General features: G+C 61.8%; 10 protein-coding genes. 7 read left to right on the forward strand and 3 right to left on the reverse strand.

The annotated features are described in order from the left end of the window. Window position 1: 1 nt before the first annotated feature. The 6 genes from BUS42_RS29800 (at window position 2) to BUS42_RS29820 (ending at window position 6,884) form a co-directional block, all read left to right on the forward strand. Window positions 2-1,903 carry a protein kinase domain-containing protein gene (locus BUS42_RS29800; protein WP_074313113.1) on the forward strand — a complete coding sequence of 634 codons (1,902 nt, stop codon included), beginning with the start codon at window positions 2-4 and terminating at the stop codon, window positions 1,901-1,903. After that, the gene (locus tag BUS42_RS43890; RefSeq protein WP_159452311.1) at window positions 1,900-2,073 is read left to right on the forward strand and encodes a hypothetical protein; all 174 of its coding nucleotides are present in this window, start codon (window positions 1,900-1,902) and stop codon (window positions 2,071-2,073) included. The genes BUS42_RS29800 and BUS42_RS43890 overlap by 4 nt, the downstream gene beginning before the upstream one ends. Then, a complete protein-coding gene (locus BUS42_RS29805) occupies window positions 2,070-3,626 on the forward strand; it encodes a glycosyltransferase family 39 protein (RefSeq protein WP_143206561.1) in 1,557 nt (518 codons plus the stop codon). The genes BUS42_RS43890 and BUS42_RS29805 overlap by 4 nt, the downstream gene beginning before the upstream one ends. Continuing rightward, complete coding sequence (locus tag BUS42_RS29810; RefSeq protein ID WP_074313117.1) at window positions 3,623-4,048, forward strand: DUF1559 family PulG-like putative transporter; 426 nt, start codon at window positions 3,623-3,625, stop codon at window positions 4,046-4,048. The genes BUS42_RS29805 and BUS42_RS29810 overlap by 4 nt, the downstream gene beginning before the upstream one ends. A 318-nt stretch (window positions 4,049-4,366) precedes the next feature. Further along, window positions 4,367-6,118 (forward strand): IS1634 family transposase, encoded by a 1,752-nt coding sequence (locus BUS42_RS29815; RefSeq protein WP_083670021.1) that lies wholly within the window; start codon window positions 4,367-4,369, stop codon window positions 6,116-6,118. A gap of 118 nt (window positions 6,119-6,236) precedes the next feature. Then, on the forward strand, window positions 6,237-6,884 hold the full coding sequence (locus tag BUS42_RS29820; protein WP_074313119.1) for a DUF1559 family PulG-like putative transporter: 648 nt from the start codon (window positions 6,237-6,239) through the stop codon (window positions 6,882-6,884). Window positions 6,885-7,040: 156 nt separating this feature from the next. Here BUS42_RS29820 and BUS42_RS29825 read toward each other — a convergent pair whose 3' ends face one another. Next, window positions 7,041-8,375: an MFS transporter gene (locus tag BUS42_RS29825; protein ID WP_074313121.1), complete on the reverse strand. Its 1,335-nt coding sequence runs from the start codon at window positions 8,373-8,375 to the stop codon at window positions 7,041-7,043. Between the two features lie 138 nt (window positions 8,376-8,513). After that, window positions 8,514-9,704: a glycosyltransferase gene (locus BUS42_RS29830; RefSeq protein ID WP_254053880.1), complete on the reverse strand. Its 1,191-nt coding sequence runs from the start codon at window positions 9,702-9,704 to the stop codon at window positions 8,514-8,516. An 876-nt stretch (window positions 9,705-10,580) separates the two neighbouring features. Here BUS42_RS29830 and BUS42_RS29835 point away from each other — a divergent pair. Continuing rightward, entirely contained in the window at window positions 10,581-10,916 is a 336-nt protein-coding gene (locus BUS42_RS29835) for a hypothetical protein (RefSeq protein WP_074315490.1), read from the forward strand. Window positions 10,917-11,456: 540 nt separating this feature from the next. On the opposite strand, the gene BUS42_RS29840 is transcribed toward BUS42_RS29835, so the two are convergent. Continuing rightward, window positions 11,457-12,449, reverse strand: coding sequence for a DUF1573 domain-containing protein (locus BUS42_RS29840; protein ID WP_074313125.1), 993 nt, complete (start codon window positions 12,447-12,449; stop codon window positions 11,457-11,459). Window positions 12,450-12,712 lie beyond the last annotated feature (263 nt).

Consider the following 12,712-nt stretch of genomic DNA (forward strand, 5'->3'; position numbering starts at 1 on the left):
CATGGGCGACGATCGTGAATACGACCGAGACGAACGGCTGGATCAGGTCATTGCCAGCATCCTCGACGAGGCCGAATCCGAGGGCGTCGAGGCGGGCGATCGCCGGCGTTGGCTCGTCCGCTACCCTGAGTTCTTCGACGAGCTGTCCGACTTCTTTGCCGACCGTGACGCGATCGAAGCGATCGCCGCCCCGCTCCGTGAGATCGCGCGGACGACCGATGAGGAGTGGTCGTTCGACTGGCTCGCGCCCCCCGACCATCCCGACAACCTGGGCCGGCTTGGCGAGTACGAGGTCATTGAGTGGCTGGGACAAGGAGGGATGGGGGTCGTGTTCAAGGGGTTCGACGCGGGTTTGAACCGGTACGTCGCCATCAAGGTGCTTGCTCCCCAATGGTCTTCCGACGCCGGCGCGCGGCGGCGGTTTACCCGCGAGGCCCGCGCCGCGGCGGCGGTCAGCCACCCGCACGTCATCACGATCCATGCCGTCGGCGAATGGCAGAGCCGGCCCTATCTGGTCATGGAGTACGTGACCGGCGCCTCGCTCCAGCAGCGGATTGCGGAATCGGGCCCACTGGAACTCAAAGAACTGCTCCGGATCGGTGCACAGGTCGCGTCAGGTCTGGCCGCGGCGCATGCGCAAGGGCTGATCCATCGCGACATCAAGCCTGGCAACATCATGCTCGAAAACGAGCTGGCCCGGGTCAAGATTACCGACTTCGGGCTCGCTCGGGCGGTCGATGACACCCGGCTCACGCAGCATGGCGCCTTGGCCGGGACTCCGACCTACATGGCCCCCGAACAGGGACGTGGCGACCGACTCGACCGCCGCGCCGATCTCTTCAGCCTGGGCAGCGTCCTCTATGCCATGGCCACCGGCCGCGCGGCGTTCCGGGGCGACTCGACGCTCGAGGTGATCCGCCGGGTCTGCGACGGCCGCCCTGCCCCGATTCAGGAATTGAACCCTGACATCCCGTTGTGGCTGGTCGAGGTCGTCGAGCGGCTCCACGCCAAGGATCCGGCCGACCGATTCCCGTCGGCCGACGAGGTCGCCGACCTGCTTGGCCGACATCTCGCCCGGGTCCAGGATCCTTCTCTGCCGATGGTCACCCACCCCTGGGTCGGCCGCACCCGGCGCCGTTCCCGCCGGGTTGAGGAGTGGCGGCTGGCGCGCCGCTGGTTGACGGTCCCGCTGCTGGTGGCACTCGTGGCACTGGTCTCGTCGGCGGGGACCTGGTGGGCGTTGCGATCGTCCCCGGTCGGCCTCCGGTCGGTCCCCCCCGCGGCGGTCTCGGCCCTGCTCGATCCCGCCCGGCTCAAGCAGGAGTATCATTTCGATTTCCGGAACGACCGCTACGACCACCGCTGGCTCGCGGTCGAGCCCACCGCCACGGGCGGATTGCGGGTGAAAGCCGATCCCCGCGGGCTCCGGATTGCGATCCCGACGAAGTTAGAGAGTCGTGGGATCGGCATTTTTACCAAATTTGGGATTCATGGCGACTGCGAGATCACGACGACATTCGAGGTTTTGACCGCCGACAAGCCCACGGTCGGCGCCGGTTCTGGACCCGAGCTCTATCTCCGCACCGTGGACGGATGGAGTAATTTTGTCTCCATGTATCGCTGGGTACCCAAGGATGGGACCGTGCCCGTCGTTGGCGCCGCCGCGGCGGAGAAGGTGGAACACAAGCCTTATCGTGACAATCACAAGAACACGATGCTGGCGAAGCGGGGCAAATTTCGGATCCTCCGTGTCGGCTCGCAGGTGCACTACCTGGTGGCTGAAGGGGAGAGTGATCGCTTTCGCGAAATCCAAAAAACGGAGTTCACCACCAAGGATTTCGATCGAGTCCGGTTCGTCGCCCAGATTCACAACTCTCCGATCGCACTCTCGAGCTCCTCTTGAAGGATCTAACCATTCGTGCCGAGACGCTGCCGGGCTGGACCGGAAGCCCCGTGCCTCCCAAACGGTCGCCCTGGTGGGTCGTGGGAGTCGCCGTGGTCGTTCTCGCGGCCCTCGCCGCGGGCGTTCGGTGGGCGGCCAGGCGGGCGCGGCAAGCGCAGGAGGTCGGATGACGAGACCGCGACCGGTGTGGACCGGTGGGGGGGTGGGGCTGCTCGCGGTGTTGGCGGTTGCCCTGGCGCTGCGGCTCCCTTACTTGACGGAACGCAGCCTCTGGTACGACGAGGCGTCGTCCTGGCAGACGGCGAAGTTCCCGCTCTCGGAACTGTGGCAGAGCGTTCGCATGAACGTTCATATGCCGCTCTATTATGTCCTTTTGAAAGCCTGGATGGCGGTCTGGGGAGAGTCTGTTGCGGCGCTTCGCGGGTTTTCGATCACGTTCGGCCTGGTCACGGTGCTTGGGATCGATCGGTTCGCCCGCGAGCTCTATCGGGTTTCGGCCTCGGGCGACGACCGGGAATCAGGGGCCCGGCAGTTCGGGTTGGTGGTGGCTGGCTTGGTCGCGGTCGCCCCATTCCAGGTGTTCGGGGCCATCGAGGCCCGGATGTACGCGCTTGGCACCGCCCTGACCGCCGTCAGCAGTTGGCTCCTCCTGCTTCTCCTGCGCCAGCAAGGTCCGCGCTGGCTCTGGTGGGCCTACGGGGTAAGCGTCGTTAGCCTGCTCTACGCACACCACTACGGCCTGTTCTCGGTCGTCGCGCAAGCCCTCTTTCTTGCCTTGTACTTGGTCTGGCTGATCAGTCTGGGCGCGCTGTCCGAGGCGCGGGCGCTCGCCGCAAATGGGGCCGCAGTAGCCGCGACAGTCGGGTTGGTCTATCTGCCCGGCTTCGTCCTCCTGCGTGGGCAGACCGGTCGAGTCCAGCAAGAATACTGGATCCCCGAGTTACGCTGGCGGACCTTCTGGGGGACCTTTAGCGAGTTCCTGGTTCCGACGCACGGCTTCGACTTCCTCCATGGAGGCCAAATCGTTTGCGCGGTCGTCGTGATCTCCTGGCTCGTCGTTGCGGTTCGCGGGCGGCGCGGCGACTACCTGGTGCTGGCCTCGGCCGTCATCCCGTTACTTCTGGCCGCGGCTGTTTCGACAATCCAGCCGATCTGGGTGGCGCGCTACTTCCGGTTCGCTCACCTCTTTGTGCTGACCGCCGTCGCCCTGGCGATCTGGAAGCTCACGAGACGGTCATTGGCTCTGCGGGCTGTTCTCGTCACTCTGCTGTTTGCGGTCCTGCTCGGGGCGAATGCCGTCTTCTGGAATTACCTCGATATCCCGAATGGGGGAGGCGTACGGCAGGCGGTTGCGACGATCCTGGCCGAGCGTTGCGACGGTGAAATGATCGTTACATTCAACCATCACCAGTACGTTCCCGCCAAGTATTACGTTGGTGATCGGGCAACCGTCCGGCTGCTGGATTCGGGGCCGTTGTTCTGGGGCAGGCACCTCATCCGGCCCACCGACCTGATCTCACCCGAACAGTTGCGTCAGGCGCTGGGGCGTGGCGTCTGGGTCATCGGTACCGATCCGCTTCCCGGGGAGCAGCCGGTGCTGGCTGGGGCCGTACCGTTACGGCAACACGAGTTCCACTATTACCAGTCTTTACACCGGCACTTGTACGTTCACCGGTTTGCGATCCCGAATCAACCTCCCGTTCAGGAAAGGCCGGCGCCATGATCATGAGACAAAAGGCGTTCACGCTGTTCGAACTCCTCGTTGTCGTCGCGGTGATCGGTGTACTTGTCGCGCTGTTGATTCCGGCCGTTCAAAGGGCACGCGAGGCGGCGCGGCGGATCCAATGCCAGAACAATTTGAAGCAGTTGGGAATCGGGCTGGCCAACTACCAGAGTCGCTGCGGGGTCTACCCGTTCGGCGTCGGTGCGGATGCCGACAAGTCCCTCCCGACGTTTGCCTCGACGGGCAATCGGCGGTTCTCACTCCACTCGCAACTGCTTCCCTATCTCGAGAAGTCGACGCTTTTTACATACGTTCCGCACATCTCGCCTGCAATTTCTCGGAATTTTCACCTCCTGCTATTTCTGGCATACGCTGATGTATTGGCTCCCGCGACCCGCTCCTTCCATGATCTCCGCCACTGACTTGCTCACATCACGCCTCCTCGTCCCGCCAACCCATCGTGATCGTTCCCCATCGATTCTTCGCTTGTTTCCCATGCAAGGCAATGTCCCAACCGTTCCCTGCCTCCTTTCGGAGTCAAACTTGAGGATTCGCTTTTGACGTAAGTCTTGCGGGCCTAGACTTACGTCAAGGCGTAATTATTTCTGCAAGTCAACAAAATTTTCCACCTTGACCCGCTCGACTCTCGGACAATCATGCCGACGGGAATCACAACCCGACGCCTGTCGCCAATCGCGGGCATGTCGAGGACGATTTGATCCCTCTCGAGGCCATGGTCCATGCCAGAACAAAAACGACCGCGCCAGTCGAATCCCGCTCCCGATCTCAGTCCCGGCGAGGCGGCCCACACCGGCGGTCAGTCCCTCAAGTCCTTCCGGCTCGGCGCCCTTCCCATCCTCGATCGGATCATCCGCCGACTTCGACTGGATGACTTCCTCCGCCAATACCTTCCCCCCGAGGATGCCCGCCAAAAGATCGCCACCTCCACCGGCCTCCTTCTCTTGCTCAAGAACCTTCTCGTCTCCCGTGAACCCATGTATGGCGTCGGCCAATGGGCGAGTCGCCACCCCGCCGAGTGGTTCGCTCTGACCCCGGCCCAACTGCCCCACTGGAACGACGACCGCGTCGGACGTTGTCTCGACCGACTCTTCGACGCCAATGTCCCCTCGTTCACCCTGGCCGTCGCCACCCATGCCGTGGCGGAGTTCAACGTCGCATTGGACGAACTCCATAACGACTCGACCACAATCACCTTCCACGGCGACTATCGCGAGGCGGCCCAAGAGGACCTGATGCGGGGCCAGAAGACCCAGGCCATTACCTGGGGGCACAACAAGGATCATCGCCCTGACCTCAAACAACTGCTCTACGTCCTGACCGTCACTCGCGATGGCGGCGTACCGGTTCACTTCCGCGTCGAAAGCGGGAATACCACCGACGACCGCACTCATCGTGCCACCTGGGACCTGCTGTGCCAGTTGACCGGGCGACGGGACTTTCTCTATGTGGCCGACTGCAAGCTCGCCACCGCCGAGAACATGGCTTACCTGCACCAGCACGGCGGCCGATTCCTGAGCATCCTGCCTCGTACCCGCTCCGAAGATGGCGAATTCCGCGCGTTGTTGTACCAGGACCAGGTGACCTGGAAGCCGATCCATGAGAAGCGGGATGAGAAGGGAGTTCTCCTGGAACGCTACAGCGTGGCCGACCAGGCGACCCTCAGTGCCGAGGGCTACCGTCTGATCTGGTGTCACAGCACACGGAAAGCGGAAGTCGACGCATCATCACGTCATCAGCAAGTGGAGCGTGCGTTGCTGGCGTTGTCGGAACTGCGGTTAAAACTCAGCTCGCCGCGTAGCCGCTATCGCCAACTCGGAAAGGTCAAGGAGGCGGTCGCGGCCATCCTGGAGCCGCGGGACTTGGCCCGGTGGATCACAGTCGAAGTCGTGGAAAAACGGGAGGAAACTTACCGTCAGGAGGGGCGTGGCCGTCCCAACGACAAGACGCGCTACGTGAAAGAGGAGACCGTTCGCATCGCATTGACTTACCGCATCGACCATGTTGCTCTCGCGGCGGAAATGTGCGTCGACGGTGTCTTTCCCCTAATCACCAACGAGTTATTGCTTACTGAGGAAGAATTGCTATTAGCATACAAGCGTCAGCCGGTAATCGAGAAGCGGTTTTCGCAACTCAAGACAGACTTCGAAGTGGCTCCCGTGTACCTGCAGAACGTGGGGCGGATCCAGTCGCTGCTTTGCGTCTATTTCTTGGCCCTGTTGACCGAGGCGCTGCTGGAGCGGGAACTGCGTGCGGCGATGAAACGCGATGGTGTGAAGAGTGTGCCTCTGTACCCGGAAGGTCGAGCGTGCCATCGCCCGACGGCACGTCGGGTGATTGATTTGTTCGAGGAGGTGCAGCGTCATCAGCTGATCGTGGAGGGGCAAGCGCCAGTGGAATTCACGACCGAGCTCTCCAAGTTGCAACGCCAGATTCTGAACCTGCTTGGCATGGCGACGGCCTACGATCGCTGAAATTGCAGGCCGCCGGAAATTCGGAGATAATGAACCAGAGATGTGCGGAACGTAGGTTTTTAACCAGATTAACTTCAACATCGCTCCATTCTTTCCCGATGCGACGGGCAATCCGATCGTGATCACGGGCCAAGGGCCCAATGAGACCGCCGCGCAAGTTTGGGTCGACGTTTTTATCTGCCCGTCGGACTTCAACCGGATGACCTCCCGGCCCTGGGGGCAGGTGAATTACCGGTCGTGCAACGGCAGTTCGTGGTCGGGGCGCACGGGTGATGGCCTATTTGGCCAGGCGACTCAGATCCGGCCCGCCGACGTGAGCGATGGCCTCTCGAATACGGCCGCGGCGTCCGAGCGGCTCCGCGGCCACGACGATTTCGAACGTGTGGACTTCGCCTCCGATCAATTCCGGCTCGCTGCCCCGTGGACGGAGGCTACCTTTCGCACCTGGTGCGACGAGCTGACCGACGCCGAGGCTGCCGCTCTTCCGAGCACCCCGACGTCGGCGACGTTGGGCCTGACCTGGCTGGAAGGCAACATGTCCTGGACGCGGTACAACCACCTCTTGCCCCCCGGCCGCAAGACTTGCGTGAATGGAGCGACCTGGAACGGCGCCGCCATGACCGCTAGTAGTCGCCACGACGGAGTGGTTGGCCTACTCCTTGGCGACGGGTCGGTCCGATTCGTCAAGTACGCAGTCGATCCCGTCGTCTGGAAGGGGCTGGGCACGATCGCGGGGAGTGAGACGATCTCGGGTGATTCGTACTAAGAAGCGATTTCAACCGGCGCAGCGGATGGAGCGTCTCTCTCCACGCCGTGGCCTGAGACACACGGGTTCCGTGTACGGAACCCGTGGCACCCAGAATTTCCTTGTTCCCGGTTCAAGTGAGCCGCTTGAGAGAGATCTTAAGCCTCTCGTCGAAGCTCAGGTGGCGGGAACTGGCTCAGTGAGCGAGTCGAACGGCGCGACATCCTTGTTCGACTTGGGATGGAAGAAAATCGCGAGCAGAATCGCGGAAATGATCCCCAGGGCGGCCGGCACTGCGAAGAGCTGGCTGAAGTTCACGACCTTCTCCCCCGTGGCGTTGACGGTGGTGACCTGGTCGCCCAGCCAGCCCCAGAGGAAGTTGCCGAAGAATGGCCCGACGCCGAGGATCAAGAGGTTGAACATGCTTTGGGCACTGGTTCGGATATCCTTCGGGAAGTTCTCATCCACGTAGATGTAGACCGTGGCGAAGAAGAAGGCGTACGCGAATCCATGGACCACGTTGCTGAGGATGACCAGCCAGAGCGTATCCCGGGTTCCGATCGCGTAGATGCTGAACCGGACGACGTGGCCGAGAATTCCGAGGATCATCGTGGTCCGCCAGCCGAGCTTCTTGAGGAAGAAGCCGAGGTAGGCCATCGTGGAAATTTCGGCGATCTGCCCGATACTCATCGCCGGGGCGATCCAGTTCTCGGGGAGCCCGATCGCCGAGAAGAACGGGCTGGTCCAGAAGAAGTAGCAGTAGTGGATGAACGAGTCGAGGAGGGTCACGACGAAGAGAACCAGGATGCTCGGGACGGCCAGGAGCTTGAGCGCCTCGAGCGGGGCGAACTTCGATTCCCCGTCCTTGGACGGCGGTGTATGAGGCAGCGTCAGGCAGAAGGCGGCCAGCACGAGGGAGGCAATCGCCGAGACGAAAAACGTGCTCGTGAGTGCCAGCTCCATCGCGTGACCGGTCTTGGGCGTGGAGAGTGCCTTGCCCAGCCAGGAAACGAACCCGCCGGCTGCGGCCATGCTCGGCACCTTGGCCCAATCAATCGGAATGAAAATGAACGGCCAGCTGGCCGCGATCCAGCCAATCGTGCCCCAGACGCGAATCGGTCCGAAGTCTTTTTGGGCGTCCTTCAAATTCGCAAATGCGATCGCGTTGGTCACCGAGAGCGTCGGTACGTAGAAGAAGCAGTGGAGCAGCATCAGCCCAAAGAAGGGCCAGAACTGTTTGGTGTAGGCGAGTCCCAGCATGGACAGCCCGCCCACCAGATGGCTGAACGAGAGAAACCGTTCCTGCGCGAAGTAGCGATCCGCGAGCTGACTGCCGAAGAACATGCCGGTCAACGATGCGATCGCGAAGGCATTGAAGATCCAGGCAATCTGCACCCCTTCGAACTTGAGGTACTTGCTAAGGTACAGGCCGAGCAAGGGGAGCCACGCTCCCCAGATCACATACTCGAGGAACATCATGATCGAGAGTTTGGTGCGAATGGCCTGATTCATCGTTGGAAGTTCTCGCGAGTCTCATCATGGGGGACGGACTGACGAAGGCCGCAAGGACCTTGCGTACACTCAAAGCCATTAACCTTAGCAGTTTGCTCGCGTCAAGGCGATGGGATGACGGTCAATTTGTGGCGGAGCTCAGACGGGGATCAAATCGATCAGGCGGTCGACAACGTGACGGCATGTGTTTGTGCGAGCCCAGTCGTATCGCAACGCGGCTCGGCCATCATTGGAGTGGGCCTCGAGGATCGCGCGCACCGCCGCGATGAACGCGTCGGAGTCGGCCGCGACTTCGAGGAGATGGGGATAGAGTTGGCATTCGGGCAAGGCGGTGGAGACGATCGGCCGGCCGGTCACCATGTAGTCGAGGATTTTGGTGGGACAGCAGGCGATGTTGAATGGGTGGTCGGTCAGGTACGGGATCATGCAGACGTCGAACGCGCGGTTGTAAAGGTTGATTTCATTCTGGGGTCGCCACCCCACGGCGTGGACGTTGGGACGTGCCAGGCATTGCTGATAGTCGGCGTGCCAGGAGTCCGACTTTTGAACGTTGGTTTGGCCGACCAAGACGATCGACGCCTCGGGCAAGGCTTCGCTCAGACGGATCAAAAGTTTCCAATCGAGCCGGTCTTCGACCGACCCCACAAAGCCCAGGAGCGGGCGCGGGAGTGAGGCGATGTCGGCGGGGGGCGGCGCCGGGAGCTCCCAGGGGTGCTCCGTCAGCGACGTCGTTGGCGCGCCATGCGGGAGGTGCCGGATCTTGGCCGCGGCCTCGGGCACGGCGGCTCTCAACTCCTCGGCGCGGACCCGGGAGACGCAGATCGTGAGGTCGGACTCGAGCGCGGCCTTCCGCTCTAACATCTTGATCTGGTCCGCATAAGCAGGCCAGTACAGGCTGTAGTCGTCGATGTTGTAATAGATCTGGAAATCGGGACGCAGGCTGGCGCTGAGGTGGAGGTAGTAGGGGTAACTCATCACCAGCGCCAGGCGCGCGTCCGGGGCATGCCGTTGGTGCCAGTGTTGAATCGTTCGACGGATCGGCCTCATTCCCAAGGTGGGGAACCTCTTCATCCAACCGGTGGGGAGCACCAGTTCATGCTCCCAAAGGTTGGGTCGGCTCTCCACCAGCGGGGTGTTCCAGCTCCAGGGACGAAGCCCGTGCTTCCAGGCGTTGCGATAGTCCCGGCAATTGAGGAGCAGGGTGGTGACGCCCTCGCGCTCGACCTCGCGGAACAGGTTCTCGGTGGAGAACCAATTCACATCGGCCACCGCCAGCGCAAGCCGGTTCCGCGTCACGTCGAGGCCGTCCCGCGGTCGTGAGTCAGTCATGGCCATCGTGGCTCTTGGTGTCCTGATCGTGAACTCCCTTCACTTCGTACCCACCTCAATCAATCCGTGGGAGGCCTGCCGACCGCCCCGCAACCCAACCTTGAGATCGACCGATCCTCAAGTGGAGGCAGCTTAAGTCACTCCTTGCTCCCTTGTCAAGTATGTACGTGACGCGAAGTGTTGATCGACATGGGTCGCCAGCCCTCCCAAGGAACGGTGTGATTTTCCAACATTCGGGATATTTGGCGATCGATTTGGGATTGAATCCCGCAGTCTCGAAAGATATGATCCGTAACTTCAAAATTGGGATTCAGACGCGGGATGCAGTTTGGGCCGGTTTCGGAGCGGCTCGACGGGCACCGGTCACGCGGGACGTTGACCTATGACGACGTCCGATGAAACGCGAGTCATGGGATAGATTCATCGGGGATTCGGGAATGGCCCGTGTTGGTTCGGCCATTTCTCGTGACCCCGCGATCGAGTTCAAAGCGCGGGAGATGAGCTCCGTCACGCGCCTCATTCGGTCGATTTGATGATCTATTTTGTGTATTCCGACGAAACATCGGAATCGGAAAAATTTCTCTAAACCTCCGAATTTGTTGTTGGCGCGTGCTCGCACGCTCCCTACAATCTGGCCGACTTGGTGGCAGTGGCCTAAACCCGGAAGGATGAGGGGGTTAGGTGTCGCCGAGCGGCAACCTGCGTCTGGGATGGACGAGGGTCGCGCCGTCGCGGGATCAGGTTTCGGCCTGTTCCGGACGGCCAAACCATCACACCTGTGGCCTTTGGGTTCCAACGGCGGAATTCGAGGCCCCCGATGCGGAGCCACTCCGCATTCACCGATTGATTTCGCACCTTCTGAAAGGGTTCAACTCGATGCATCAGCTTATTCTTTTGACGGCTCTCACCGCGACCAGTGGACTCTTTGGCGGCGGACGCCAGCAGTGCGGGACGAGTCGTTGCGGTCGCCCGACGTTGGGCTTCTCGGCCTGCGCCCCGCGGCAGCAGTGTGCCCAGCCGCAGCCGCAGTTCTCCGCTTGCCAGCCTGGGACCGCCTGCGGGACGGCTGCCCCGGCTGCCTACCCGACCTATGCCGCTCCTCAGGCGCCCGTCGCCGCTCCTCAGGCCGCCCCCCAGGCCGCGTTTTATCCTTCGTTCTATGGCCCCGCCGGGGCTTCGAACTGTGCCGGCGGCAGCTGCGCCCGCCGTTGATCCGGCTGCGGGGTCGCTGACCTGCTCCTTGGGGGAGCCATGGTTCAGCGCGTCCCGAGCCCGACCCTTCCATCCCTTGGCGGAGTTCTTGCGCGTGGCGCGGGGACTCCGTCTTGCATTTCGAATGCCATCGAACAAACCGCTTCGCTGACGGAAGGGCAGAGAATCAAGCCCGTCTTTTTTTTTGCCGTTCCGAGGCGGGAACGCGAAGTTTCGCCGAACCCATTTTTCCCGGTCTTGGCATCATTGTGGGGCCAACGATTCCGGTAGGGAGGGATTCGGCCCCCTCACGCGCCTTCGAGAATCTGTTGGAGCGGGCGTTTCATCAGGATCGAGGGGGCGGTGAGACCAGAGGAGGCGGGAGGAGTTGACGGTCGGCGAGGGAAAACGAGGATCGTTCCCGCTCGCCGCGTCCATCAAAGGAGGCACGATGGCTGGGGTCGCTTTGGACCCGTCACCATCGTTGGTTGGTCGATTCGATCGCTGTGAAAAACAAAGGGATTCGCAACGGCCTCACCAGCCGCGTGGGAAACACTTCTCTCAGGGAGCGATGGTGGCGAACGTTCGGAGTGTGGCCGGGGGTTCGTCCTTCAAGTCGGTTGCGATCTCGAAGACGGCGTTGTAGGGACCGGCTTGGTCGGGAGCCTTGAAGGTGATATCCACGGTATGGAGCGGTCGCGCTCCCTCGGGGTCCGCCTTTCCGGACAGCTCTTCCTTGTTCCCCTTGAGGGTGGTGAGGTTGAACGGCTGAGCGGATCGGACGAGGACTTTCTTGGTGACGGTTGAGCCAGGCTTGACGCGTCCCAGGTTGATGATCGAGGGAGAAACGACAACAGCCGTCTGCACGTTCGCCGTGACCGAGACGGGAATGGTCGCTCCGCTCGGGTCATTGGTTTCCAAGGTGATTTCGTCCTTGAAGTAACCGTTGGGCACGGTGGGGTGCAGAGTGGCGATCAAGGTAAACTGTTGCTGGCCGTCGATCGTGCTCCCCGCGGGCTTGAGCTCCGCCTTGATGTGGTTGCTCTGCGTCTTCATCTTGGTCACTTGCCAGTTGGGCATCCCGCCCGCGTAGTTCAGTTGCAGGTTGATCTTCGGTGTGGCCGAGCGCTGCACGGTCCCGAAATCCACCTGGCCGGGCATCAACGTGATGTCGCCCCGGATGAAGCAGCTCAGGTTCAGGTCGACCTCAACGAAGTTGGGCTGATCGATGATCAAGGTCAGGCCCGAGGCCTTGTGACCGACGAACTTGGTGGTATCGATCACCGCTTCGATGGAGGTCTGGGTTCCTGTCGGGATCACGCGGGCGCCGACTTTGACCTCGGTGCAGCCGCACTTGGTACGCCAGTCGGCAATGTGAATTTCATAACCCGTCCGATTGATCAGACGGAAGGTGTGGTGGATTTTGGAGCCTCGCGCGACGTTTCCGAAGTCGAAGGCTCGTTCTGGAAAAACCGTGTCGACCCAGCTCTGCGCAACCACGGAATGGGCGGCAAACAGAGCCCAGGCCGCCATGAGGATTGGAACGCGACGCATGGGGCCAATTCCCTTCTTATAGGCCAGATCACTAAGCGGCCTCTCCGCATCTCCGTTACGAGCCAATCCTAACCAGCCAGGCCGCTGGCGGGGCATGGCGGAATCCCTCGGGACCCTGCCGCCACCCCCGCGCTCGCTCGAAAGCTATCATATCCCCATCGCTGCTCCTCGTCACTTCGAGCTCGTGTTTTTCTCCGGGGTTGCCCGATACCACCAGCACGTCCGACCCATTCCGAATTCCCCGATTGCCGTTGTCAGGCTGG

This window comes from Singulisphaera sp. GP187, from assembly GCF_900129635.1.
Classification (GTDB): Bacteria; Planctomycetota; Planctomycetia; order Isosphaerales; family Isosphaeraceae; genus Singulisphaera.